19 protein-coding genes are annotated in these 25,115 nt (G+C 69.6%); 8 read left to right on the top strand and 11 right to left on the bottom strand.

Features of this window, described 5'->3' with window-relative positions; all coding sequences use genetic code 11:
* Window positions 1-738, top strand: a 738-nt coding sequence (locus tag E3T49_RS04345; protein ID WP_134423734.1) for an ATP-binding cassette domain-containing protein, incomplete at its 5' end; no start/stop codon positions are given.
* 134 nt (window positions 739-872) lie between these two features.
* On the opposite strand, the gene E3T49_RS04340 is transcribed toward E3T49_RS04345, so the two are convergent.
* Window positions 873-3,944, bottom strand: a complete 3,072-nt coding sequence (locus E3T49_RS04340; protein WP_134423733.1) for an alpha-mannosidase — start codon at window positions 3,942-3,944, stop codon at window positions 873-875.
* A 68-nt stretch (window positions 3,945-4,012) separates the two neighbouring features.
* Complete coding sequence (locus tag E3T49_RS04335; protein ID WP_174722381.1) at window positions 4,013-5,494, bottom strand: MFS transporter; 1,482 nt, start codon at window positions 5,492-5,494, stop codon at window positions 4,013-4,015.
* Between the two features lie 55 nt (window positions 5,495-5,549).
* Here E3T49_RS04335 and E3T49_RS04330 point away from each other — a divergent pair, with 55 nt between their 5' ends.
* Entirely contained in the window at window positions 5,550-6,119 is a 570-nt protein-coding gene (locus tag E3T49_RS04330) for a TetR/AcrR family transcriptional regulator (RefSeq protein WP_134423731.1), read from the top strand.
* A gap of 95 nt (window positions 6,120-6,214) precedes the next feature.
* Here E3T49_RS04330 and E3T49_RS04325 read toward each other — a convergent pair whose 3' ends face one another.
* Window positions 6,215-8,068, bottom strand: a complete 1,854-nt coding sequence (locus tag E3T49_RS04325; protein ID WP_134423730.1) for a phosphoenolpyruvate carboxykinase (GTP) — start codon at window positions 8,066-8,068, stop codon at window positions 6,215-6,217.
* A 154-nt stretch (window positions 8,069-8,222) separates the two neighbouring features.
* Here E3T49_RS04325 and E3T49_RS04320 point away from each other — a divergent pair, with 154 nt between their 5' ends.
* Window positions 8,223-9,665, top strand: coding sequence for a helix-turn-helix domain-containing protein (locus E3T49_RS04320; protein WP_134423729.1), 1,443 nt, complete (start codon window positions 8,223-8,225; stop codon window positions 9,663-9,665).
* Between the two features lie 24 nt (window positions 9,666-9,689).
* Here E3T49_RS04320 and E3T49_RS04315 read toward each other — a convergent pair whose 3' ends face one another.
* Entirely contained in the window at window positions 9,690-10,346 is a 657-nt protein-coding gene (locus E3T49_RS04315) for a hypothetical protein (protein ID WP_134423728.1), read from the bottom strand.
* 186 nt (window positions 10,347-10,532) lie between these two features.
* Here E3T49_RS04315 and E3T49_RS04310 point away from each other — a divergent pair, with 186 nt between their 5' ends.
* The 5 genes from E3T49_RS04310 to E3T49_RS04290 all read left to right on the top strand — a co-directional run bounded on the left by E3T49_RS04310 (window position 10,533) and on the right by E3T49_RS04290 (window position 16,569).
* Complete coding sequence (locus E3T49_RS04310; RefSeq protein WP_134423727.1) at window positions 10,533-12,131, top strand: MFS transporter; 1,599 nt, start codon at window positions 10,533-10,535, stop codon at window positions 12,129-12,131.
* 101 nt (window positions 12,132-12,232) lie between these two features.
* The gene (locus E3T49_RS04305; protein ID WP_134423726.1) at window positions 12,233-12,460 is read left to right on the top strand and encodes a PLDc N-terminal domain-containing protein; all 228 of its coding nucleotides are present in this window, start codon (window positions 12,233-12,235) and stop codon (window positions 12,458-12,460) included.
* Between the two features lie 178 nt (window positions 12,461-12,638).
* Window positions 12,639-13,151 carry a DUF1269 domain-containing protein gene (locus E3T49_RS04300; RefSeq protein WP_134423725.1) on the top strand — a complete coding sequence of 171 codons (513 nt, stop codon included), beginning with the start codon at window positions 12,639-12,641 and terminating at the stop codon, window positions 13,149-13,151.
* Window positions 13,152-13,154: 3 nt separating this feature from the next.
* On the top strand, window positions 13,155-14,183 hold the full coding sequence (locus E3T49_RS04295) for a formylglycine-generating enzyme family protein (protein ID WP_478213376.1): 1,029 nt from the start codon (window positions 13,155-13,157) through the stop codon (window positions 14,181-14,183).
* Window positions 14,184-14,211: 28 nt separating this feature from the next.
* On the top strand, window positions 14,212-16,569 hold the full coding sequence (locus E3T49_RS04290; RefSeq protein WP_134423723.1) for an arylsulfatase: 2,358 nt from the start codon (window positions 14,212-14,214) through the stop codon (window positions 16,567-16,569).
* 5 nt (window positions 16,570-16,574) lie between these two features.
* Here the strand turns inward: E3T49_RS04290 and E3T49_RS04285 are convergent, their stop codons facing one another.
* From E3T49_RS04285 to E3T49_RS04255, 7 genes are all read right to left on the bottom strand, one after another.
* Complete coding sequence (locus E3T49_RS04285) at window positions 16,575-17,759, bottom strand: ABC transporter ATP-binding protein (RefSeq protein ID WP_134423722.1); 1,185 nt, start codon at window positions 17,757-17,759, stop codon at window positions 16,575-16,577.
* A complete protein-coding gene (locus E3T49_RS04280; protein ID WP_420898528.1) occupies window positions 17,756-19,399 on the bottom strand; it encodes an ABC transporter permease in 1,644 nt (547 codons plus the stop codon). The genes E3T49_RS04285 and E3T49_RS04280 overlap by 4 nt, the downstream gene beginning before the upstream one ends.
* Window positions 19,400-19,409: 10 nt before the next feature.
* The gene (locus tag E3T49_RS04275) at window positions 19,410-20,459 is read right to left on the bottom strand and encodes an iron ABC transporter substrate-binding protein (RefSeq protein WP_134423721.1); all 1,050 of its coding nucleotides are present in this window, start codon (window positions 20,457-20,459) and stop codon (window positions 19,410-19,412) included.
* A gap of 112 nt (window positions 20,460-20,571) precedes the next feature.
* A complete protein-coding gene (locus E3T49_RS04270; protein ID WP_134423720.1) occupies window positions 20,572-21,429 on the bottom strand; it encodes an SDR family NAD(P)-dependent oxidoreductase in 858 nt (285 codons plus the stop codon).
* Between the two features lies 1 nt (window position 21,430).
* The gene (locus tag E3T49_RS04265) at window positions 21,431-22,624 is read right to left on the bottom strand and encodes a thiolase family protein (RefSeq protein ID WP_134423719.1); all 1,194 of its coding nucleotides are present in this window, start codon (window positions 22,622-22,624) and stop codon (window positions 21,431-21,433) included.
* 85 nt (window positions 22,625-22,709) lie between these two features.
* Window positions 22,710-23,507 carry a TrmH family RNA methyltransferase gene (locus tag E3T49_RS04260; RefSeq protein WP_134423718.1) on the bottom strand — a complete coding sequence of 266 codons (798 nt, stop codon included), beginning with the start codon at window positions 23,505-23,507 and terminating at the stop codon, window positions 22,710-22,712.
* Window positions 23,508-23,958: 451 nt separating this feature from the next.
* Complete coding sequence (locus E3T49_RS04255) at window positions 23,959-24,639, bottom strand: hypothetical protein (protein ID WP_134423717.1); 681 nt, start codon at window positions 24,637-24,639, stop codon at window positions 23,959-23,961.
* Window positions 24,640-25,115: the final 476 nt, after the last annotated feature.

Here is a 25,115-nt window from a genome sequence, read left to right as displayed (position 1 = left end):
GCCGATGCCGCCGACCGCGCGACCGAGCGCTCGGACGCCGACGCCGCGGGCGAGCCGCGCCCCGTGCTGCGCGGTGTCTCGTTCAGCGCCCCGCGGGGCAAGCGCACCGCCCTGGTCGGCCCGTCCGGCGCCGGCAAGAGCACCATCCTCGCGCTGATCGAGCGGTTCTACGACCCGACCGACGGCGTCGTACGGATGGGGGGCCTGGACATCCGGACCCTCGATCGCACGGCCCTGCGCTCGCAGATCGGTTACGTCGAACAGGATGCCCCCGTGCTGGCCGGTTCCCTGCGGGACAACCTGACCCTGTCGACGCCCGACGCCACCGACGAGGAGTGCATCGCCGTGCTGCACGCCGTGAACCTCTCCGAGGTGCTCGAGCGTGACCCTGCCGGGCTGGGCGCGGCGGTCGGCGAGTCCGGCGTGATGCTCTCCGGCGGCGAACGCCAGCGGCTGGCGATCGCACGGGCGCTGCTGGCGGCGCCGCCCATCCTGCTGCTGGACGAGTCCACCTCGAGCCTCGACGGCGTCAACGAGCAGAAGATGCGGGCCGCGATCGACGCCGTCGCCGTGGACCGCACGCTGATCGTCATCGCACACCGCCTGTCGACCGTGGTCGATTCCGACCAGATCGTGGTGCTCGACCACGGCCAGGTCGTGGGAACGGGCACCCACTCTGAGCTGGTTGCCTCGACGCCGCTCTACCGCGAGCTCGCCAAGCACCAGCTGCTCGTCTAGCCCCCGCGCCCTGAACGAATTCGACGGAGATTTTGCTCTGAACCGCCTGTTTCGGGCCTGAAATGCCTGATTTGGGCAGAATCTCCGTCGAATTGGTTAGCGTCGCGGGCGGGTGTGGCGGGGGAGGCGGGCGGTCAGGGTCGCGTGAAGCGCAGGGTGACCAGCTGGAAGGGACGCAGCTCGAGCGTCAGCGCGGGGCCTTCGGCTGCGAACGCCGCCCGGGGCTCGGCCAGCGGGCGTTCAAGCAGGTCGGTTTCGGTGACATCCGTCGCCTCGAAGTGACGGATGACGCGCGCCCGCGCCCGCGTGCCGTGCGCCTCGTAGAGCCGCACGATCAGATCTCCGCTGCGGTCCTCGGCCAGTTTGACCGCCTCGACCACGATCGCCGGGTGGTCGATCTCGATCAGCGGCTCCACGCGGGACGCCCGAACCCCGCCCACCGTGCGCAGCGGCAGGTTCAGCCGGTAGCCCTCCGCGACCGCCTCGGGGATACCTGCCCCGACCACGAGCGACACGCGCAGTTCATGCCGGCCCTGGTCGGCCGTGGGGTCCGGGAACACCGCGGCGCGCAGCAGCGACAGCCGCACGGTCGTGACGGTGCGGCCCGCCGCATCCGTCGCCCGGCCGATGTCGTGGCCGTATGTCGAGTCGTTGGCCACGGCCACCCCATAGCCGGGTTCCCCGACGTGCACCCAGCGGTGGGCGACCGTCTCGAAGCGGGCGGCGTCCCAGGAGGTGTTGGTGTGAGTGGGCCGGTACACGTGCCCGAACTGGATCTCGGATGCCGCCCGGTCGGCGTGCAGATCGAGCGGGAACGCCAGTTTGAGCAGCTTCTGCCGCTCATGCCAGTCGATGTCGAGGTGCAGGTCCACCGCCGTCGATCCGGCTGCCAGGGTGATCTCCTCGACCACCCGGGACGAGCCGAAGGCGCGCGTGACCCGCACGCCCACCTGCTCCGGGGTGTCGGTGAAGACCTCGACGGACTCGGCCGCCACCAGGTCGACGGTGTTGCGCTTGTAGTGCAGGTCGATGTCCCAGGCGTCCCACTGCGTGGGGGTGTCCCGGTGCAGTTGAAGCAGGTTGCCGCGCGTACCGGCCGGGATCAGCTCACGCCCCGCGACGAAGTCCCGCACCGAGGCAAGGAGCCCGTCGGCGTCGATCGTGACGGCCATGAGGCCGTTGGCCAGCACGAGCCCGGCCGGTGTGCGCCGCACCGTGGCCCGCGGATGCCCCGAGCCGGCGGCGAGACCGGCGGCCGGCCCGGCCACAGCTCCCGCGGCCTCCCCACCCAACCCCGGTATGCCGTCAACGGCATACGGGCCTGCGTTGAGCGTGACGGAGCCGTCCCCGACCCCGCACAGCTGCCGCACGGCTGCCTCGATCAGAATGCGAAGCGTCTCGGCCACGACGGCATGATTGCGCTCGGCCTCCTGGTGCACCCACGCGATCGACGACCCCGGCAGGATGTCGTGGAACTGCTGCAGCAGCACGGTGTGCCAGGCCTGCTCCAGCACCGCATACGGGTAGTCGGCGCCCGCCGAAACGGATGCCGCGGCCGCCCACAGCTCGGCCTCCCGCAGCAGGTGCTCGCAGCGCCGGTTGCCGCGCTTGGTGCGGGCCTGCGACGTGTAGGTGCCGCGGTGGAATTCGAGGTAGAGCTCCCCCGACCAGACCGGCGGCTCCGGGTACTCCGCCTCGGCCGCCTCGAAAAAACGTCGCGGGGTGGACAGTTCCACCGTGGGCGAGCCCTCCAGCGACGCAGTGCGGCGGGCGGCGGCGATCATCTCCGCCGTCGGGCCGCCACCGCCGTCCCCCCAGCCGAACGGCACGAGCGAGGTGTTGGCCGCGCCCTTCTCGGAATACCGGCGCTCGGCCCGGGCCAGCTCCTCCCCCGACAGCTGCGCGTTGTAGGTGTCCACCGGCGGGAAGTGCGTGAAGATCCGTGTGCCGTCGATCCCCTCCCAGCGGAAGGTGTGATGCGGCATCAGGTTGGTCTCGTTCCACGAGGTCTTCTGGGTCAGGAACCAGCGCGACCCGGCCGCCGCCACGATCTGCGGCAGAGCCGCCGAGTAACCGAACGAGTCGGGCAGCCACACCTCGAGCGGCTCCACCCCGAACTCCGCCATGAAGAACCGCTTCCCGGCCACGAATTGCCGGGCCAGCGCCTCACCGCCGGGCATATTGGTGTCCGATTCCACCCACATCCCGCCGACCGGCACGAAGCGCCCGGCCGCCACCTGTGCCGTGACCCGCTTGAACAGCTCCGGGTAGTGCTCCTTCAACCAGGCGTACTGCTGGGCGGATGACGCGGCGAACGCGAAATCCGGATTCTCCTTCATCAGGGCGAGCACGTTCGAGAACGTGCGGGCCACCTTCCGCACGGTTTCCCGCACCGGCCAGAGCCAGGCGCTGTCGATGTGCGCGTGGCCCACCGCGTGCAGCCGGTGGGCGCTGGTGTTGGCGGGGCTGGCCAGCACGGCGGCCAGCGCAGCCCGGCCGGGGGCGGCGGTGCCGCTCACGTCGTCGGGGTCCATCAGGTCGATGCAGCCCTCGAGGGCCCGCAGGATCTCCGCTCGCCGGGCCAGGCCTGCCGGAAGTTCCCGCATCAGCCCGGTCAGGGTCCAGAAATCTTGCGCGAGTTCCCACACGGTGTCATCCCGCAGGGCGAGGTCCACCTGCCGCAGCCGGTAGATCGGCTCGGTCCCGGCCGTCGCCGGGTCTCCCTGCGCGGTGGCCACGAAGGTGAAGCCGGTGGTCACGTCCGGGTTGGCCGCCGCCTCGATGTACAGGTCGACCGGGCCGCCGGGCACGACCTCCAGCGGAACGCTGCGGTTGCGGGGTTCGACCGCCTTCAGCACCACGCCGTCCGGAGTCCAGACCAGACCCTCGGCCTGGAAGCCGGGCGTCGCCTTGCTGAACCCGAGGTCGACGACGAGTTCGAGCCGAGTCCCCTCCTCGGCCGCCCAGTGCTCGGGCACGGTCCCGGTGACGTGGAACCAGGTGGTTCCCCACGGCCGACCCCAGGCGCGACCCGTGGCGAACGGCTCATACGTCTGGCGCACGGCCTCATGGAAGGGGACCGGGGCATCCGTCACCGACCAGGCCTCGACCTGCAACGAAACGGATGCCCGGTGCACCGCCGGGCGCAGCCGTTCCCGAACGAACCGGTCGATGCGTTTCTCCACGAGCGCGCTGTCGTCATGCATGCCGGCATCCTACGACTCACGCCGATCCGCTCCGAGGGCGGAGTCCGGTCGCGCGGGACCTGTGAGGCCTAGCCCAGGTGCACGACCTCCGGAGCCCCGAGCAGGTCCGCCTTCGAGTGCTCGACCATGAAGAAGGAGATCGGCGCCGCGAGCAGGATGAGGCCGGCCGCCCAGACGAACGCCACGGAGTATCCACTCACGAGCGCTTCGAGCTGCACGGTCGGGGTCACCGGGTTGGAGCTCAGGTACCCGGCGATGGCCGCGGTGTACAGGGCGGTGAACAGCGCGGTGCCGATCGATCCGCCGATCTGCTGTGTCGCGGAGACGGCCGCGCTGGCCACCCCGGCGTCGTGCGCGTCGATTCCGGCCAGGGCCACGTTCTGCAGCGGCACGAAGATGAACGCGAGGCCGATACCGAGCAGGATGACTCCCGGCAGCACCCGCAGCGCGTAGGCGTCGTCGACCGTGATGAACGAGAGCCAGCCGAGCCCGGCGGCCGCGATGACCGGACCGACCGTCATCGGCAGGCGCACGCCCACCCTGGGCAGGATCCCGGACAGCAGGGCGGCGCAGACCATGATGGTGGCCGTCATCGGCAACGAGGCCAGGCCAGCGCGCAACGGTGAGTAGCCCAGCACGATCTGGAAGTACAGGGTCAGGAAGAAGAGCCCGCCGAGCAGGGCCGTGCCGGTGAGCATCGACACCAGGAAGGCGCCACCGCGCACCCGGTCGGTGACGACCCGCAACGGCAGCAACGGGTTCGTGGCCCTGGCCTCGACGGCCACGAACGCGACCAGGAGCACCAGGCCGAGCGCCAGGAAACCGATCGTCGGAACTCGACCCCAGCCGTTTTCGGCCTGACTGAAGCCGTAGACCAGCGACGCCAGCCCCGAAACGATCAGGATCGCGCCGGGCAGGTCATAGCGCGTGTTGCCGGATGCCCTGCTCTCGTGGATGAGCGGAATCGCACCGACGATGGCCACCAGGGCGATCGGCACGTTCACCAGCAGGCACCAGTTCCAGCTCGCGAACTCCGTGAGCACCCCGCCGAGCACCAGGCCGACGGCCGCACCGCCGCCGCCGATTGTGCCGAAGACCGCGAAGGCCTTGATCCGGTCCTTGCCGCCCGGGAAAGTGATCGTGAGGATGGCGAGCGCCGCCGGGGCGAGGAGAGCGGCAAAGGCGCCCTGCAGCCCGCGGGCCAGCAGGAGCTGCTCCGTGGTCAGGGCGAAGCCACCGATCATCGACGCCGCCGCGAAGCCGGCCATCCCCACCAGGAAGGAGCGCTTGCGCCCCCAGTAGTCGGCGATGCGCCCGCCGAGCAGCAGGAGCGAGCCGAACGCGAGCGCATAGATCGTGACCACCCAGGTGCGGTCGGCGTCGCTCATCCCCAGTTCCACCTGGGCGTTCGGCAGTGCGATGTTCACGATGGTGCCGTCGAGGACGACCATCAGCTGGGACAGGGCCAGCACGGCGAGGAGCCACCAGCGGCGTGGGTGGTCGGCAGGGTCAGGATGCGACGGGGCGGCGGTCGTGCTGGGGGCAGTCATGCAGGTGGTCCTATTCAAACGAACTGGTTGGTTGGGAAGAGCTATAATCATACCCATGAGAGCTGACGGTGAAGCGACGCGGGACCGAATTCTTGTGGCTGCCCAGGCGGAATTCGCGCAGTTCGGCCTGGCCGGAGCCCGCGTCGACCGCATCGCGGTGGCCGCCCGGGCGAGCAAGGAGCGGCTCTACGCCTATTTCGGCGACAAGGCGGCGCTGTTCGCGGCGGTCCTCGAGACCAATCTGCGCGAGGTGATGGCGGCGATGCCCCTCGACGCGGCCGACCTCCCGGGGTTCGTCGGCGGGGTGTTCGACCATGTGGCCGACTTCCCGGAGCATCTCCGAATGATGGACTGGGCGCGGTTGGAAGGTTCGGCGGGGGTCCTGCCGGTCACCCCCGAGTGGAGAACAGGTCCGGAGGCCCGCGCCATCGCCGAGCGGCAGAGCCAGGGTCTGATCGACCCGGCCTGGGAGCCGGAGGACCTCGTCACGGTGCTCTTCTCCATCGCCACCGCGTGGGTGCACGTTCCCCGTGCCTTCACCGAACCGGCGGAATCGCCGGCGACCTCCCGACAGCGCCGCCGCGCCGCCGCGGTCACCGCCGCGCGCAAGGTCATCGCCCCCTGAAACGGATCCCGCGAGAGCGCACAATACGCCCTCACGGGAGTGCCGTGAGGGCGTATTGTGCGCTTTCGCGGAACGGATGTCCGCGGAGGGGGGCGCTATGCGTTGCGCAGGTTGTAGCGCACGCTCGCGAGTTCGGAGAGGAGTGCCGGCGGCACCCGGTCGCCGAACTGGGCGAAGTACTCCTCGGTGAGGTCGCACTCGGCCAGCCAGGACGCCGGGTCGATCGCGAAGAGCTGATCGACATCCGTCTCGGCCAGGTCCAGACCCTTGAGGTCGAGGCCGCCCGCGACGGGGAGGTGTCCGATCGGGGTGTCCCGGGCATCCGCGAAGCCCTCGATGCGGCGCACGATCCACTCGATCACGCGGGAGTTCTCGCCGAAACCGGGCCAGAGGAAGCTGCCATCGGCGCCCTTGCGGAACCAGTTGACCTGGAACACCTCGGGCGCCTTGCTGCCGAGGCCCTTGCCGACCTTGAGCCAGTGCGCCCAGTAGTCGGCCATGTTGTAGCCGCAGAACGGGAGCATCGCGAACGGGTCGCGGCGCAGTTCGCCGACGGTGCCCTCGGCGGCGGCGGTCTTCTCCGAGGAGATGGTCGCGCCCATGAACACGCCGTGCTTCCAGCTGCGGGCCTGGGCCACCAGTGGCACGTTCGTCGCGCGGCGTCCGCCGAAGAGGATGGCGTCGATCGGCACGCCGCCGAAGGCCTCCCAGTCGTCGGCGATCGACGGGCACTGCGCGGCAGCGACCGTGAAGCGGGAGTTGGGGTGCGCTGCCGGGCGGCCGGAGGCGGGCGTCCAGTCGTTGCCCTCCCAGTCGATGAGGTGGCTGGGCGTGGTCTCGGTCAGACCCTCCCACCACACGTCGCCGTCGTCGCGCAGGGCGACGTTCGTGAAGATCGTGTTGCCCCAGACCGTGGCCACGGCCGTCGGGTTGGTGACCTCGCCGGTGCCGGGGGCGACGCCGAAGAAGCCGGCCTCCGGGTTGATGGCGTAGAGGCGGCCGTCGGGGCCGGGGCGCAGCCAGGCGATGTCGTCGCCGATGGTCTCGACCTTCCATCCGGGGATGGTCGGACGCAGCATCGACAGGTTCGTCTTGCCACAGGCCGACGGGAACGCCGCGGCCAGGTGCGACACGCCGCCCTCCGGTGAGGTGACCTTGATCAGCAGCATGTGCTCGGCCAGCCAGCCCTCGTCGCGAGCCATGACGGATGCGATCCGCAACGCGAATGACTTCTTCGAGAGCAGGGCGTTTCCACCGTAGCCCGAGCCGAACGACCACACCTCCCGGGTCTCCGGGAACTGAACGATGTACTTGGTGTCGCTGCACGGCCAGGAGACGTCCTCGCGGCGGGTCCCCTCGGCGTCGACCAGCGGGTAGCCCACGCTGTGCACGGTGTGCACCCAGGGTGCCCCGCCCTCGATCAGGTGCAGGACCTTCTGGCCCATGCGGGTCATGATGCCCATGTTCAGCACCACGTAGGGCGAGTCGGTGATCTCGACGCCGAGCTGGGAGATGGGGCCGCCGAGCGGGCCCATCGAGAACGGAACGACGTACATCGTGCGGCCGCGCATGCTGCCGGCGAACACGCCCTGCAGTTCGCCGCGCATGGCGTCGGGGTTGGCCCAGTTGTTGGTGGGACCGGCGTCTTCGGGGTCGACCGAGCAGATGAAGGTGCGGTCTTCGACGCGCGCGACGTCCGACGGGCTCGTGCGGGCGAGGTAGCTGTTGGGGCGCCATTCCGGGTTCAGGTGGATGAGCTTGCCCTCGGCGACGAGCTGTTTCGCGAGCAGGTCGGCCTCGCGCAGCGACCCGTCGCACCAGACGATGGCGTCGGGCTGGGTCAGCCGGGCGATTTCGTCCACCCAGGCCTGAAGGTTGGGGTCGGTGGTGCCGGCAGCATTGCGGGACTCGCCCCCGCCGGTCTCTACTCGAGAATTCGCGATGGTCATCTCCTGGCCTTTCGTGGTCAATCCGGTGTGAACCAGCGGTCTGCAGTCATGGAGAGGCGTAAATTCCGCCTCTCCATCAAGAATGATCCATAAATCGACATCTGCGACGAACGAATCAGGTTAAGAACAACGGTTTTTTAGATATCGTTAAGGAATGACCACACGCGCCGCTGATCTGATCACTCTGGGACTCCGCATCCGTCATTTCCGCTCTGAACGGGGCTTCACCCTCGACCAGCTCGGTGAGCACGTGGGCATGGCCGGCAGCCAGCTCTCCCTGATCGAGAACGGTCGCCGTTCCCCCAAGCTCTCGACGCTGCAGGACATTGCCACAGCCGTCGACGTGCAGCTCACGGACCTGCTCAAGAACGAACCGCCGAACAACCGCGCCGCCCTCGAGATCGAGTTGGAGCGGGCTCAGCGCAATCCGCTCTACGGCGCCCTCGGCCTGCCCCGGGTGAAGATGACCAAGGGCATGCCGATGGCGGCCCTCGAATCCCTGCTCGGACTGCACCGGGAGCTGGCCCGCCGTGCCAGCGAGGCCATCGCCACCCCGGAGGAGGCCCGCCGGGCGAACACGGAACTGCGCGAACGGATGCGTGAGCAAGACAATTTCATGCCCGACATCGAGCAGCTGGCCGAGGAGCGCGTGCGGGCATCCGGGCACGTGTCGGGTGCCCTCACTCACCGGGAGGTGAGCGTGATGGCCGAGCAGCTCGGTTTCAGTCTCATCTACGTGAACGACCTGCCGGGCTCGACCCGGTCGGTCACCGATCTGGTCAACCACCGCATCTACCTGCCACCGGCGTCCATCCCCGGCGGTCACGGCCTGCGCTCGATGGCCCTGCAGGCGATGGGCCACCGGCTGCTCGGTCACGAGCGCCCGGCCAGCTACGCCGAGTTCCTCTGGCAGAGGCTGCAGATCAACTACTTCGCGGCCGCCTGCCTGATGCCGCAAGCCGCGTCGGTCGCCTTCCTCTCCCACGCCAAACGCGAACGCGAACTCTCGGTCGAGGACTTCCGCGACGCCTTCGGCGTGACCCACGAGGCCGCGGCGCTGCGCCTCACGAACCTGGCCACCTCGCACCTGGACATGCCGCTGCACTTCCTCCGCGTCACCGGCGACGGCGCCCTGCAGAAGGGCTACGAGAACGACGACCTCCCCTTGCCGGCCGACGTGACGGGCTCGATCGAGGGCCAGTTCGTCTGCAAGCAGTGGAGCGCCCGCAGCGCGTTCACCCACACCAACCGCACCACCGAGTTCTACCAGTACACCGACACGCCCGCCGGCACCTTCTGGTGCGCCACCCAGACCGGGGCGACGGATGCCCGCGAGTTCTCGATCAGCGTCGGCGTGCCGTTCGTGCAGGCCAAGTGGTTCCGCGGCCGGGAGACCACCCAGCGCGCGGTGTCCCGCTGCCCGGACGAGTCCTGCTGCCGCCGTCCGGCGTCGGACATCTCGGCCCGCTGGGCCGACAAGGCCTGGCCGAGCGCCCGCCTGCACGCGCATGTGCTGTCGCCGTTACCCAGCGGCACCTTCCCCGGCGTCGACGACACCGAGGTGTACGAGTTCCTCGAGGCGCACGCCGCCGAATAAATCGCCGACCGATGCGTTTCCGAGCTAGCCGACGCTCAGACCGCTGGCGACCTGGGCGACGACGTTGTAGGCGTTGTCGTTCGCCGGAAGCGTGAAGAGCGCGGTGAAGTAGTCCTGCTCCGGCGTCACAATCTGAATCTCGGCTTTGAAGAAGTCACCGGGAATGTCACCGTAGCCCTCCGCCTGGTAGTTGACGACAGGCCAGACGATGACAGCGGAGTACGTGGCGCCGGCAACGTCGAGGCGGTACGACTCCGTACCCTCACCGGAACTCCACTCACCGTCCCATTCTGTCTTCGGCAGCCCGCAGCTGAACATCACAGACTGCACCAGGTACTCCTCCTGACCGTCAACGGTATGGGTCAGCGACGGTTCAGCGTTGTTCTGGAACAGGATCCGGGCGTCCGGCTGGTCCACCCGCTCCCAACCGGCGGGACCGGCGAAGTTCAGGGCGGCGCACGATCCCGGTTCCCAGCCGGCAGGTGCCGTGGCGGTCAGTCCGGCGAGAAGCGGCAGTGCATCGACCCCGGCCGGCGCGACCGTCGGCGTGGGTGTGGCGGTCGCGGCCGACGGCTTTTCAGCCGCAGGTGCCGCGGTGGTCGGCGCTGAGCATGCGGCCAGCGAGACGAGGAGCGATGCGCTGAGTGCGACGGTGAGCAGCGTGCGTGTGACAGTGAACACGTATTCCTTTGGTGGTATGAAACGAACTGCAACATCCGGATGCTGCACAGCACTCCTGCGCGGACGCGCCGCCGCTAAACGTTACCGGGAAGACGGCTCAGGTGACAGGCCCCGTTCGGGGCTTGGGGCCGCCGGCCGGCTCATCGGCACTCCCCCGCCACGCCGGGCGGGACTATGTTGACCCGCATGACCGAGGCAGCCAGGCCCAGCGCTCCCACAGCCGCAACGGGCAATCCCAAGCTCGCCATCCTGCTGGCCATGGCCATGTTCGTGCTCGTCGTCGACACCTCGCTGATGAACGTGTCCATCTCCGCGGTGGTCGAAGACCTCGACAAGACCGTGAGCGGCGTGCAGTCGGCGATCGCACTCGAGGCGCTGGTCTCCGCCGCGTTCATCCTGATCAGCAGCAAGGTCGGCGACCTGATCGGACGCAAGCGGGCCTACGTGCTCGGACTCGTGGCCTACGCCATCGGCGCTCTGGCGATGACGCTCGCTCAGAGCCTGACCGCGATCATCATCTTCTGGGCGGTCGTGGGCGGTCTCGGCGCGTCACTGCTACTGCCCGCCATGCAGTCCCTGATCCACGGCAACTTCGAGGGGGCCGCCCGCAAGAAGGCCTACGCCCTGGTGGGAGCCGCGGCGGCGATCGCCGCCGCCTTCGGGCCTCTGCTCGGCGGTTTCGTCACGACCTTTCTGTCCTGGCGGGTCGGCTTCCTGCTCGAACTCATCATCATCGCGGTCGTGCTGACCGGTATCCGCCTCGTGCGTGACGTGCCCTACACCGGTCGGCGGCAGATCGACGTGGTCGGCGCGATCCTGTCCGTCGTCGGCATGGGCGGTGTGGTGCTCGGCATCCTGGTCTGGCAGGAGGGAGGCGAGTTCGTCGGGTTGACCATCGGGATCGGGGTGGTCGCACTCGGGCTGCTGGCCACCTGGCTCGTGCGCCGCAAGAAAGCGGGCACGCTCACCCTGCTCGACCCGGGGCTGTTCGCGCTCCCGCAGTTCCGCATCGGGATCACCCAGCAGATGCTGCAGCAGATCACCCTGGGCGGTGCCATGATCGCGCTGCCGATCTTCCTGCAGATGACGCTCGAATACAACGCCATGCAGGCCGGCCTGTCCATCGCCCCGTTGTCGCTCAGCATGTTCGGCGTGGCCCTGTTCGCCGGGCGGCGGGCCGGGAAGCGGCGCCCGGCCACCATCGTGCTCTGGGGTTTCCTGCTCACCACAGCGGGGATGATCCTGATCGTTCCGATCGTGCCGCGCGCAGACCTGGGCGTGGCGCTCCTGATCCCGCTGGTGATCGCCGGTTCGGGGCTGGGCCTGCTGGTCTCCCAGCTGAACAACTACACGCTGTCCCCGATCGAGGAGGAACGCGTCAGCGAGGCCGCCGGGGTGAATTCCGCGGCCGGGTCATTCGGGCTGTCGTTCGGCCTGGCGATGTCCGGCGGCATCATGCTGGCCGTGCTCTCCCTGTCGTTCACCAACCTGACCGGCGAGAGCTCCGTGATCCCCGCCGCTCAGCAGCAGGAGATCGCGGTGATCCTGGAGGAGGACGCCCAGGTGATCAGCAATGCCCAGTTGGAACCGCTTCTGGCCGAGGAGCCGCCGGACGTGCAGGACGAGATCCTCCGCATCAACACGGCCGCCCGGAACCTGTCCCTGCAGGTGGCGCTCCTGGTGCCGATCCTTGCCGGCCTGCTCGGATTGCTGAACTCGTTCCGAATGAGGCGCCTACCGGATCCCGCCGCGTCCGGCGCCCTCGACGGCACCTCGCTGGGCTGAGGCGCCGGTCAACCGGGAGGCCACCCGCGCTATCATCCGCCCGACATCGACCGCCACACGACACCCGACACACAACGACCGCCACACAACGGAGGATGCGAATGGATTCGACGACCGACATCTGGGACATCCTCTGGCTCTTCTTCTGGAGCTATGTGTTCATCGCCTACCTCACCGTGCTGTTCATGGTGCTGGCCGACATCTTCCGCGACCAGGGGCTCTCGGGCTGGGGGAAGGCGGTCTGGGTGCTGTTCCTGGTGTTCGTGCCCGTGCTGACCGCGTTCGCCTACCTCGTGACGCGTGGATCTCACCGGGACCAATCCCGGTGAAACCCGGCGTCTCCCGCGACCCCGGAAACGGTTGACAGCGCCGGGGAGCCTGAGTACTGTCCGTATCGATCTGCTGGCCACGACCTCGGCTTCGGCGAGGCGCTGCCCCGATCCAAACCATCCAGCGAACGCTCACGAAACATCCGCTGCCCCATGCTCACTGACGGAGGTACTCACCATGTCCAGAGAAAAAGAGCCGGTCTTCCTCTTCCTCGGCGTCTACGACGATCCCGACATCGCCCGCGACGACCTGTCCATCGTGCGCGACCTGCACGACGCCAAGATCATCGGCACCTACGATGCCGGGATCGCAACCAAGGATGCCGACGGCGACATCAAGATCAGCCGGGGTGGCAGCGAGCACGGCGGCTGGACGGGCGTCGCGGCGGGCGCCGTGGTGGGCCTGCTCTTCCCGCCGTCCATCCTCGGCATGGCCGCCATCGGCGGTGCGACGGGCGGCCTCATCGGCCACTTCACCCGCGGGCTGTCCCGCTCCGACGTGAAGGACCTCGGCGAGCTGCTCGACGAGGGACAGGCCGCCCTGATCGTGCTCGGCAAGAACCGCCTCGCCGACGAACTGGACAAGGCCGGCATCCGGGCGGCGAAGCGCACCGAGCGCAAGCTGGAGGTCGACGCCTCCGACCTTGAGACCCAGCTCAACGCCGCCGCTGCGGAGCTCGACACGCACTGACCCATGGCCGACGGCACCCCCAGCAACACGGTCGAACCCGGCCGGGCGGCCCCAGCGGCGCCGCCCGGCCGGTGTTGCGCTCCGGGCCGGGCGGATGCCGCTCCCGGTTCCGGGCCGCCCGCGTCGGCGCATCCGTCACCGCATCCCGGGCCGATGCCCTCGGCAGCTCCCGCGAACGGTCGGCACCCGGTCGGGCAGGTGTCCATTCCCGGGCAGACGTTCCTGATGGGAGACTCCACCGGGCCAGGCAACCGCGGCGACGGGGAGACCCCGGCGCATCCGGTGTGGGTGGATGCCTTCCGACTGGATGCGACCAGCGTCACCAACGCCGCGTTCGCCCGGTTTGTCGCCGCCACCGGGTATCGCACCGAGTCGGAGACCTTCGGCTACTCCGCCGTGTTCCATCTCGCACTCGAAGCCGACCTCGAGGACGTGCTCGGGCAGCCGCCGCGGATTCCCTGGTGGCTGGGCGTGCGCGGCGCGGATTGGGCGCACCCCGGCGGCCCGCGGTCGTCCCTGGTCGGCCTGGACGACCATCCGGTGGTGCAGGTCAGCTGGAACGACGCGCAGGCCTACTGTGCGTGGGCGGGCCGGAGGCTTCCCACCGAGGCCGAGTGGGAGTGTGCGGCGCGGGGCGGGCTGACCGGGCGCGTCTACCCCTGGGGCGACGAGTGGGGTGACCGGCACCGCTGCAATATCTGGCAGGGGGTCTTCCCCACGGTCAACACCCGGGAGGACGGCTGGCTGACCACGTCGCCGGTCGAGACCTTCGAACCGAACGCGTACGGCGTCTGGCAGAGCGTGGGCAATGTGTGGGAGTGGTGCTCCGATTGGTGGAGCGAGGGCTACTACACGCACTCCCCCGGGCGGAACCCGCCAGGGCCGGCCGCCGGCGACCAGAAGTCGATGCGCGGCGGCTCGTACCTGTGCCACGACTCGTACTGCAACCGCTACCGCAACTCGGCGCGCGCTTCGAACACGCCCGACTCCTCGGCGGCGAACATCGGCTTCCGCACGGTCGCCCTGACCTGACGAAGCCCGACAAACGAAAGGGAAGGCCATGCCACAACCGTTCACGGGCACCATCAACATCGATATTCGGGACTCGCAGCCGGACTGGACCCCGTTCGAACCACCCCGGACTCCGGCCGGGGCGCCGAACGTCGTCTATGTCGTGCTCGATGACGTGGGCTTCTCGGCCCTGTCGAGCTACGGCGGACCGATCGAGACGCCGAACATCGACCGGATCTCCGACGACGGCGTGCGCTACACGCAGTGGCACACGACAGCCCTGTGCTCGCCGACCCGGTCCTGCCTGCTGACGGGGCGTAACCACACCCGCAACAGCATGGCGTGTATCACCGAGGCCGCCGTGGGCTTCCCCAATGCGAGCGGCACGGTTCCGCCGGAGAACGGAATGCTCTCGGAGATCCTCGGCGAGCTGGGCTGGAACACCTACCTGGTGGGCAAGTGGCATCTGTGCCCCACCGACGAGATGAACGTCGCGGCAACCCGGCGCAACTGGCCCAGCGGTCGCGGTTTCGAACGCTCCTACGGGTTCCTCGGCGCCGAAACCAACCAGTACTATCCGGACCTCATGCACGACAATCACCCGGTCGACCAGCCGACATCGCCTGAGGAGGGCTACCACTTCTCGGTGGACATCACCGACAAGGCCATCGAGTTCATCAAGGACTCCAAGGTGCTCGCGCCCGAGAAGCCCTTCTTCCTGTATTACGCGCCGGGTGCCGCGCATGCACCGCACCACGCACCCAAGGAGTGGTCCGACCGGTACGCGGGCAAGTTCGACGACGGCTACGAGGTTCTGCGAGAGCGCATCCTCGCGCGCCAGAAGGAGCTCGGCATCGTGCCGCCCGACACGGCGCTGCCACAGCTCAATCCGATCGGCAGCTACGAGACGCGGTCGGGTCCGGACGGGCAGCCGTTCCCGATGATGGACGAGACCCGCCCCTGGGCCTCCCTGTCGGGCGACGAGAAGCGCCTGTTCAGCCGGATGGCCGAGGTCTACGCGGGGTTCCTCTCCCACGCCGATCACCAGATCGGTCGCCTGCTCGATTACCTCGAGGAGATCGGGGAGCGGGAGAACACTTTGATCGTTGTCGTGAGCGACAACGGCGCCAGCGGCGAAGGCGGGCCCAACGGGAGCGTCAACGAGATGAAGTTCATGAACGGACTCCCCGACGAGGTGGCCGACAACCTGCCCATGCTGGATGAACTGGGTGGCCCGCACACCTACAACCACTACCCGAACGGCTGGGCGATGGCGTTCAACACCCCCTTCAAGATGTGGAAGCGCTACGAATACAACGGCGGAACGTGCGACCCCTGCATCATCTCCTGGCCGGCCGGCTCGGGGGCGCGCGGAGAGCTGCGCGACCAGTACCACCACGCCGTCGACATCGTGCCGACGATCCTCGACGTGCTCGGCGTCGTGCCGCCGGAGCGCATCAAGGGCCACGTGCAGAGCCGGTTCGACGGGGTGAGCATGCGCTACAGCCTCGATGACCGCGACGCCACGGGCACGCGGCACACCCAGTTCTATTCCATGCTCGGCTCCCGGGCGATCTGGCATGAGGGGTGGAAGGCCGTGACGACGCATCCGACCCTCAGCGGGTGGGGCCGGTTCAACACGGACGAGTGGGAGCTCTACCACACCGACGTGGACCGGGCCGAACTCCACAACCTCGCCGCCGAGCAGCCGGACCGGCTGCGCGAACTGGTGAACCTCTGGTTCGCCGAGGCCGGCGCGAACCAGGCGTTCCCGCTCGACGACCGGTCAGCCCTGGAAATCATGCAAACACCCCGGCCGAGGATGGCGGGGCCCCGCAACCGGTACGTCTACTACCCGAACACCTCCGAGGTTCCCGAGTCGCAGGCCGTGAACCTCCGTAACCGGTCGTTCTCGATCGGCGCACTGGTGGACCTCCCGGCTCCGGGCGCCCAGGGAGTGCTCTTCGCCCACGGATCGCGCTTCGGTGGCCACTCCCTCTACGTGAAGGACAACCGGCTGCACTACGTCAACAACTTCGTGGGGCTGTTCGAGCAGAAGATCGACGCCACCGAGGACCTCCCCATCGGCGAGAAGCTGATCATCTCGGCCGCGTTCGTGAAGGACGGCGAGGATCCGCCGCACGTGTCCACGGGCATCCTCTCGCTCTACTACGGCGACAGGTTGGTGGGCGAGGGCCGGATCAAGACCCAGCCCGGCGGGTTCGCGATTGCGGGCGAGGGACTCTGCGCCGGCCGCGACAGCGGAGAGGCCGTCACCGGCGACTACCCGGGCACCTCACCGTGGGCCTTCACCGGCGGCACGATCCACCGGGTGGCGGTGGATGTCAGCGGTGAGCCCTACCTCGATCTCGAGCGCGAGGCCCAGGCCATGCTGATGCGCGAGTAGGCGTATCAGGGGCGGGCGGCGAAGGCGGTGGCGGTGCCGCGGGCGGCAAGGGTGACGCGACTGCCGACGGCGGTGCCGATGGCACCGTGCTGCCGCACGTGCACCAGCGTGCCGCCCGAACTCTGGGCGGAAGCCGGTGCCGCGGCGCCGCCGGAGAACAGACGCACCGCCAGCTGCACCTCGGGGCCGTAGAAGTCGACCGCTTCGACCTGCCCGGTGCAGGACACGGATGCGGCGGCATCCGTCACGCCGGGCTCGCACTCGTCGACCACAATCTGTTCCGGGCGCAGCATGATGCAGGCGTCGCCGCGCAGGCTCGTGGGGGCCACGGCGACCGTGCCGAGCGCGCAGACGGCGAAACCGTCGCCGATCGTGGCCGGCAACACGACGGCGTCGCCCAGGAAGCGGGCCGTGAACAGGTCGACCGGGCGCCAGTACACCTCGCGCGGCGGCCCGACCTGGCAGAGGTTGCCGTCACGGAGCACCGCAAGCTGGTGGGCGAAGCTCATCGCCTCGGCCTGGTCGTGGGTGACGAGAACCGTGGTGATGCCGGCGCGCTCCAGGGTGTCGGCCACGATGTCTCGGGTGGCGGCCCGGAGCCCGGCGTCGAGGGCGGAGAACGGTTCGTCGAGGAGCATCACCCGCGGTCGGCGGGCGAGCGCCCGGGCCAGGGCCACGCGCTGCTGCTGACCGCCGGAGAGTTCGTCGGGGCGGCGCTCGGCGAAGTCGTGCTTCAGCGACACCATCTCGAGCAGCTCGCTCACGGCCCGCGCGCGCTGCCGGCGGGTGCCGCCGCGCAACGCCGGCCCCAGGCCGAACGCGATGTTCTGACCCACCGTGAGGTGCGGGAACAGGGCGCCGTCCTGCGCCACGAACCCGATCCCCCGCCGGTGCGCGGCCACAGCCACACCCGGACCGGCCACGGTGCGGCCGAGCACGGTGATGGTGCCCGAGTCCGGCAGTTCGAAGCCGCTGATCAGACGCAGCAGGGTGGTCTTGCCTGACCCGGACGAACCGACCACGACCGTGCGGCTGCCCGCAGGCACCGACAGGGCGATGTCCTCCAGGATGCGCGTGCTGCCGAAGCTCTTGTTGACGCCGGTGAGCTCGATCGCGGCGCCCGTCGGGCTGCCCGTTTCGGTTTCTGCGGATAGGTCTATTGCGCCCACGGCGCCTCCCTGGTCGATCATTGCATGCTCGTCAGCCGGGAGCGGGCGAACAACAGGTAGGTGACCGGCAGGCTCAACACGATCATCAGCAGGGCGTACGGGGCTGCGCCCACGTAGTCGATGTCATTCACCTTCGACCAGAACTGGATCGCGAGCGTTCGGGTGCCGCTCGGGGCCAGCAGGAGCGTGGCGGTCAGCTCGGTCACGATGCCGAGGAAGACGAGCGCCCCCGCGGCCAGGGCGGACGGCGCGAAGAAGCGGGTCGTCACGTGCAGGAAGGCGGCGAACGGATGTTTGCCGAGCGATCGCGCGGCCTCTTCCAGCCCGACCGGCACCTGCGCCAGCCCGGCCCGGAGGTTCACCAGCGCACGCGGCAGGAACATCAGCAGGTAGGTCACGATCACCAGCACGGTGGTCTGGTACAGCGGCTGCACGAAACGGATGCTGATGGTGACCAACGCGAGGGCGGTGACGATGCCCGGCAGGGAGCTGGTGAGGTAGTTGACCGATTCGAGGCCGCGGGACAGCCGGCTCGGATAGCGCACCGCGAGGAACGCGATCGGGAACGCGAGCAGGCAGGTGGCCGCGGCTCCGGCGAGGCCGTAGCCGACCGTCTGCAGCAGGGCCTGGGCCAGTACGGGATCGGCCCATACGGCCGCGCCGCCCTGCGCGAGCCAGCGGATGACACTCCAGAACGGCACCCCGATCGCCAGTGCGAACAGCCCGCCGAGGAACAGGTAGCCGACCGGCGTGAAGGCGCCGAGGGAGCGTCGGGGGGCGTTCCGGGCCACGCCCGAGCCGACACGGGCGTAGCGGGCGCGACCGCGGGCGCCGGACTCCCCGATCAGCAGGAACAGGCAGAGCAGCACGAGCACGCCGGCGAGGGCGTTGGCCGCGGGACCGTTGAACGTGGACCGGTACTGCTCCACGATGGCGGTGGTGAAGGTGTCGAACCGGATCATCGCGAACGCGCCGTATTCGGAGAGCAGGTGCAGTCCCACGAGCAGGGCGCCGCCGAGGATCGGCAACCGCAGCTGCGGCAGGATCACGCGGAAGAAGACGCCCCAGGCGCCGCTGCCGAGAGACTCGGCTGCCTCTTCGACGGTGGTGTCGAGGCGTCGCAGCGCGGCCGCGCAGGGCAGGTAGACCAGTGGGAAATACGACAGGGTGGCGATCAGCACCCCCGACCAGAGACCGTTCAGCGACGGCACGGCGCTCACCCAGCCATAGCTGTTGACGAAGGCCGGCACCGCGAGCGGCGTGGCCAGCAGCACGGCGAACACCCGGCGCCCGGGCAGGGATGTGCGACCGACCAGCCAGGCGGCGGCCACCCCGATCGCCGCCGTCAACGGCACGGTGATCACGACCAGCCCGATCGTGTTCACCAGCAGCTCGCCGACCCGCGGCCGGAACACGAGGGCGGACAGGGCCGGCCAGCCGGTCAGGAAACCGGTGACGATGACGTAGCCGAGCGGAAGCAGCCCGAGCAGCGACACGGTGATGGCCGCCGCCACGATGAATGGTGAGGGCCGTTTGCCGACCCGGACCGCGGCATCCGTGCGCTCCGCAGAACCCGTGGCGCCGGTTTCGGCGACGGCTCCGCGAACGGCGCCCGACTCGTCGGGCGCCGGAGTCGCGGTCGAGGGGGCTGCAGGTATCACCAGTTGCAGCCTAGAGGAAACCGGCCTCGGTCATCAGATCGGTGACCGTGGTGCTGTTGAGTTTGGACGGGTCGATGACGGGGGCATCGAGTTCACCCAGCGGCACGAGCGCGTCGTTCGCGTCGACCGCGTCGGAGACGGGGTATTCGAAGGAGGAGCCGGTTTTCAGGATTTCCTGGCCGCCCTTGCCGGTGATGTAGGCGAGGAACGCCTGCGCGGCGACCGGGTTGGCACTGGTTTCGAGCACTCCGCCGCCGGAGACGCTGACGAAGGCGCCGGGGTCCTGGTTCTTGAAGTAGTGCATCTCGGTGCTGGAGCTGTTCTCGCCGGTGCCGGCCTGGTCGCCGAACCAGTAGTAGTGGTAGATCACGCCGGCGGGGATCTCGCCCGCGTTGATGGCCTTCATCACGGTGCTGTTGCCCTTGTAGACGACCGCGTTCTGCTTCATGGCGGCGAGCCAGTCGCGCGTGGCGTCTTCGCCCTCGAGTTCGAGGAGCGCGCTGACGATGGCCTGGAAGTCGGCGCCGGAGGGCGACGCGGCCCAGCGGCCCGCCCAGGCCGGGTCGGCGAGGTCGAGCAGTGAGGCCGGCAGTTCGCTCTCGCTGAGCAGGCTCGGGTTGTAGGCGAACACGGTGGAGCGGGCGGCGATGCCGGTCCACATTCCGGTGGACGGACGGTATTCCTCGGGCACCTGCTCGAGCGTGGCGTCATCGACGGGGGCGAACAGGCCGGCGCCGTCGACCAGACTCATCGCGGGCGAGTTCTCGGTGAGGAACACGTCGGCCTTGGAGGCGGCGCCTTCCTGCACGAGCTGGTTGCCCAGTTCGGAGTCGCTGCCGTTGCGGAGCGTGACGGTGACACCCGTTTCCGCGGTGAACTCGTCGGCCCAGGCCTGGGTGAGCTCCTCGTGCTGAGCGTTGTACACGGTGATCGAGCCCGATGGGGTGGCTGCGCCGGTGGCGGCGGGGGCGGATTCCTCGGGGGCGCTGCACCCGGTCACCCCGAGCAGGGTCACCGTTCCGATCGCGGCAAGCAGTGCAAGGCGGCGTGTTGAAATCATCGTGTTGCGTGTCCCTACTGTCGGCGGGCGGGGCCCGTGTTACTTTGGTAAGCCTATCCTAATATCAGGAGTGACAGCACGGCTCGTAGGGGATGTACAGGCTCGGCGCCGATCAGCGCGGCGGCATCCGGATGGCGCCGTCGAGGCGGATGGTGTCGCCGTTGAGCATGGGGTTCTCGATAATGTGCCGCACGAGCGCGGCGAAATCGGCCGGGTTGCCGAGGCGTGCAGGGTGCGGCACCTGCGCCGCGAGAGACTCGCGCACGCTCTCCGGCAGACCCTGCAGCAGCGGGGTGTCGAACACGCCCGGCGCGACCGCCACCACCCGGATCAGCGACCGCGCGAATTCGCGGGCCAGTGGCAGGGTCATCGCGGCGACACCGCCCTTCGACGCGGCGTACGCCGCCTGTCCGATCTGACCGTCGAAGGCGGCGACGGATGCCGTGTTGATGATCACGCCGCGCTCCGGGACGGTAGTCACGCTCTGATCGATCGCGCCGGTCGCGCCGGTCGCGCCGGTCGCGCCGATCGAGCCGGTCGCGCCGTGGCCGTCGGGGGTTCCGCCGACGGGCTCGGTCGCCTGCATGGCGGCCGCGGCCAGCCGGACCACGTTGAACGTGCCGACAAGGTTGATGCGCACGACGCGGTCGAAGTCCTCCAGCGGCAGCGGGGTGCCGTTCCGGTCGACCGTGCGCTGGCCGGGGGCGATGCCGGCGCAGTTGACCACGATGCGCAGCGGGGCGAGCCCGACCGCGGCGTCGACCGCGGCCTGCACATCCTCGCCCCGGGTGACGTCACCGGGCACGAAACGGGCCCGGTCGCCGATCGAGGCCGCCGCCTGTTCACCCGCTGAACCCGGCAGGTCGAGCAGCACGACCGCCGCCCCAGCCTCGGCCAGCGCGGCGGCGGTCGCCAGCCCGAGGCCGGACGCCGCTCCGGTGACGAGGGCGGAGCATCCGTCGATGCGCATCTCAGAGCCGCTCGATGATGGTGGCGTTGGCCATGCCGCCGCCCTCGCACATGGTCTGCAACCCCCAGCGGCCGCCGGTCAGTTCGAGGTGGTTGAGCAGGGTGCCGAGCAGCCGCGTGCCCGAGGATCCGAGCGCATGGCCCAGCGCGATCGCCCCGCCGCGCGGGTTGAGCAGGGCGGGGTCGGCGCCGAGTTCGCGCAGCCAGACGAGCGGCACGGTGGCGAAGGCCTCGTTGACCTCGTAGGCGTCGAGGTCGTCGATGCTGAGCCCGGAGCGTTCCAGGATGCGCCGGGTCGCCGGGATCACGCCGGTCAGCATCAGCCGCGGGTCGCTTCCGGTGACCGCGAAACTGTGGAACCGCGCCCGCGGGTTGAGGCCGAGCTCCGCGGCCCGTTTCGCGCTCATGATCAGGGCCGCGGAGGCCCCGTCGGTGAGGGGCGAGGAGTTGCCGGCGGTCACGTGCCAGTCGAGCTTCGGGAACCGGGCGGCGAGGGCGTCGGTGCGGAACGCCGGCGGCAGGGTGGCCAGGGAGGCGAGGGTGGTGCCGGGACGGATGGTCTCGTCTTCGGTGACGACCCGGCCGTCGGGCAGGGTCGTCGGCCGGAGTTCGCCGTCGAAGTCGCCGCGCTCGGCGGCGGCCGCGGCGAGGCGGTGCGAGCGGGCGGCGAAGGCATCCAGCTCGCCGCGGCCCAGCTTCCACTTCTGGTTCATCAGCTCGGCGGCGACGCCCTGGTTGACGAGGCCGTCGGGGTAGCGATCGCGCATCCGGAGTCCGTGCGGGTCGTGCCCGGCTGCTGTTGTGAGGGAGCTGCCGAGCGGCACGCGGCTCATCGACTCGACGCCGCAGGCGATGACCACGTCGTAGCTGCCGGCCATCACGCCCTGCGCGGCGAACGTGGCGGCCTGCTGGCTGGAGCCGCACTGCCGGTCGATGGTGGCACCCGGCACCGTGTCCGGGAAGCCCGCGCTGAGCAGGGCGGTGCGGGTCACGTTGTAGGACTGCTCCCCGACCTGGCTCACGCAGCCGCCGATCACGTCGTCGACGAGCGCGGGATCGAGCCCGTTGCGCGTGACCAGCTCGCTCAGCACCCCGGCCAGCAGGTCCGCGGGGTGCACGCCCGAGAGGGCGCCGCCCGGCTTGCCTCGACCTGACGCAGTGCGTACGACATCGACAATGACAGCCTCGTTGCTCATGACCTCAGCCTAGGCTTGCTCGTCGCCGCGGGCGCTGATCCCGTGGGGCGTGTGTGGATGTGTGGGGCAGCCGGGGTGTTGCGCGTCAGCTGGACAGCGCCCACATCGCGACGGCACTGGCTGCGGCCACGTTGAGGGAGTCGATGCCGTGCTTCATCGGGATCTGCACCACGGTGTCGGATGCCGCGAGCGCGTCCGGGGTGAGCCCGTCGCCCTCCGCGCCGAGCAGCAGCGCCAGCCGCTCGTGCTCGTGGCCGGGGAAGTCGCGGAGGCTGACGGCATCCGTCGTCAGGGCCAGCGCGGCGAGGTGGAAACCGTGCCGGGTGAGCAGCGCGCGGGTGCTCGGCCAATCGCCGACGCGGGTCCAGGGCACCTGCAGCACGGTGCCCATCGAGACGCGGATGGCGCGGCGATAGAACGGGTCGGAACAGCGCGGCGTGACCAGGATCGCATCGGCGCCGATGGCCCCGGCGGAGCGGAAGATCGCGCCCACGTTTGTGGGGTCGGACACGTTCTCGAGGATCACGATGCGGCGGGCGCCGGCGAGCAGTTCCTCCGCATCGGGCAGCTCGGGCCGGTGCATCGAGGCGATCACGCCGCGGTGCAGCACGTACCCGGTGAGCTCGGCGAGCATCTCCCCCGGGCCGACGAAGACGGGCACGTCGTCACCGACGAGGGCGTGGGCCTCCGAGGCGGTGTTCCCGAGCGCGAGCACCGAGCGGACGCGGTGACCGGCGCGCAGGGCCCGCTCGAGGACCAATGCCGATTCGGCTATATATAGTCCATGCTCCGTGCCGCGCGCCTTCTTGAGCGCCACATCGGTGAGGTGGGCATAGTCCACGAGACGCGGATCGCTGAGGTCGCTGATCTCGATGACGGGCATCCGCTCAGTCTAATCGCGGGCCGTCGGCCGTCGGCCGTCGGCCGTCGGCCGTTGGCGGTTGGCGGAGCCAGGGTGGGCGCAGGCGGGCGGGAGTGGACGGCCGGGAGTGGACGGCCGGGCTTCCGGGCGGTGAGTGCATAACTCCTGCAATTTGATCGGTGCCGGATCCGCCGTCCCCTGAAACACCGGGAACGCAGCCGGCTGTCCTACGATTTGCAGGAGTTATGCACCGGGGCGGGCTCCAACGTGGGGCTAACTCAGGGGATCCAGGTGGCGGTTGACCGCGGGGGCCCGGACTGGGGCGGCTAATTGCGGGTGCCGCGACGCAGCTCCAGAGTTAGCCCCCACACGCAGGCAGGCATCCCCAGCCGAAGGCGGAGGCGGGCCAGTCCACGGGATGGAGATACTCCCGGCTGCCCTGAGTCCGCGCCGAGCCAAGGTCGGCTGATGCTCAGCCGCTGACCAGTGGCAAGAACATCCCCGCCGCCATTGACGCCATTGCCACCGCCATGCTCAGATGCTGGGCCGACTCGAGCTGGAGCACCGGGGCTGCCCCCTCCTCGGCCGGGCGGCGCGCCGACCGCACGGCGCCGGCCGCGAGCGCAACGGATGCCGCCACAACCAGCGCCATGAGCCCGGCCAGCAGCAAATCACCGTCGGTGAACGCCAGCTCATGCCCGGCATGCGGGTCGCTTCCCGCGGCGGGCCCGACCGCTACGCTTCCGGCTGCAGTTGCGGTTCCGGCTGCGGCGGCGTTGGCGGTGGCCCCCGACGTCGCCCACATCGCCGAGGTCGCCGAGGTCGCCGAGGTCGCCGAGGTCGGCAGCATCGCCGCCCACATCACCGCCATCAGAAGAAGGGACGCGGCGTGGTGAGCGGCGGCCCCGCGGTGAGCCCGGTCGAGCAGGGCCAGCAACGCCGACCCGACCAGCAGTGCCGCCCAGGGCAGGGGTGCGAGCAGCCGCATATCGGGAAACACCATGTCGGCGCACGAGACGGCCATGACGACCATGGCCGGAGCCGCGACCCTGGCGTGGCCCGGCATCCGGAGCCCGGCGAGCGCACAGCCCGCGCCCAGGCCGGCTGCCGCAACCGTGGCGACCAGGCACGCGGACACCCAGATCTCATTCATTTCGGCTCACGATAGGCCGGTCTCGCCCGCCCGTCTTGCCCGTCGGCGCACGGATGCGCGGCGGGAGCGCACGATTGCACGAACCGGGCAACCGGACCCCGGTTGCCAACTCAGGAGACAAGGTGCGGTGGTCACCCCATGCCTGCGCTCGGCCGCACTGGTCCGTGCCGTTTCAATCGCCCCCATCCACAATCTCCTGAGTTGGCCACGGCACGCTCGGCATAACTCCTGCAATTTGGTCCAGGAACCGGACCCCACCCGCGGAAATCCGCGGAAGCACGATTCGGCCCGCACAATTTGCAGGAGTTATGCACGAGGGGGCGGGGGAACCGCGAGCCAGGGAGCCCGATCTTGCTGGCTTGCTGGTGTGCTGGTGTGCTGGTGTGCTGGTGTGCTGGTGTGCTCGTGTGGCTTAGGCATCGACCGGTTGCCGCACTGGTCCGGGCGACGGATGCCGCGGCACCTGGATCTCCTGA

It is taken from the genome of Cryobacterium cryoconiti (genome assembly GCF_004403065.1).
In the GTDB taxonomy this organism is placed as follows: domain Bacteria; phylum Actinomycetota; class Actinomycetes; order Actinomycetales; family Microbacteriaceae; genus Cryobacterium; species Cryobacterium cryoconiti.
Note: the sequence above shows the minus strand (reverse complement) of the source record. Positions and strands in the feature narration are given on the sequence as shown.

Coding starts and splice junctions, on each gene's coding strand:
- E3T49_RS04270 (WP_134423720.1), bottom strand. CDS start 21,429: ATGCGCATCGACGGATGCTCCGCCCTCGTCACCGGAGCGGCGTCCGGC.
- E3T49_RS04300 (WP_134423725.1), top strand. CDS start 12,639: ATGTCCAGAGAAAAAGAGCCGGTCTTCCTCTTCCTCGGCGTCTACGAC.
- E3T49_RS04290 (WP_134423723.1), top strand. CDS start 14,212: ATGCCACAACCGTTCACGGGCACCATCAACATCGATATTCGGGACTCG.
- E3T49_RS04255 (WP_134423717.1), bottom strand. CDS start 24,639: ATGAATGAGATCTGGGTGTCCGCGTGCCTGGTCGCCACGGTTGCGGCA.
- E3T49_RS04325 (WP_134423730.1), bottom strand. CDS start 8,068: ATGACCATCGCGAATTCTCGAGTAGAGACCGGCGGGGGCGAGTCCCGC.
- E3T49_RS04295 (WP_478213376.1), top strand. CDS start 13,155: ATGGCCGACGGCACCCCCAGCAACACGGTCGAACCCGGCCGGGCGGCC.
- E3T49_RS04310 (WP_134423727.1), top strand. CDS start 10,533: ATGACCGAGGCAGCCAGGCCCAGCGCTCCCACAGCCGCAACGGGCAAT.
- E3T49_RS04265 (WP_134423719.1), bottom strand. CDS start 22,624: ATGAGCAACGAGGCTGTCATTGTCGATGTCGTACGCACTGCGTCAGGT.
- E3T49_RS04305 (WP_134423726.1), top strand. CDS start 12,233: ATGGATTCGACGACCGACATCTGGGACATCCTCTGGCTCTTCTTCTGG.
- E3T49_RS04335 (WP_174722381.1), bottom strand. CDS start 5,494: ATGACTGCCCCCAGCACGACCGCCGCCCCGTCGCATCCTGACCCTGCC.
- E3T49_RS04275 (WP_134423721.1), bottom strand. CDS start 20,459: ATGATTTCAACACGCCGCCTTGCACTGCTTGCCGCGATCGGAACGGTG.
- E3T49_RS04340 (WP_134423733.1), bottom strand. CDS start 3,944: ATGCATGACGACAGCGCGCTCGTGGAGAAACGCATCGACCGGTTCGTT.
- E3T49_RS04285 (WP_134423722.1), bottom strand. CDS start 17,759: ATGATCGACCAGGGAGGCGCCGTGGGCGCAATAGACCTATCCGCAGAA.
- E3T49_RS04320 (WP_134423729.1), top strand. CDS start 8,223: ATGACCACACGCGCCGCTGATCTGATCACTCTGGGACTCCGCATCCGT.
- E3T49_RS04260 (WP_134423718.1), bottom strand. CDS start 23,507: ATGCCCGTCATCGAGATCAGCGACCTCAGCGATCCGCGTCTCGTGGAC.
- E3T49_RS04330 (WP_134423731.1), top strand. CDS start 5,550: ATGAGAGCTGACGGTGAAGCGACGCGGGACCGAATTCTTGTGGCTGCC.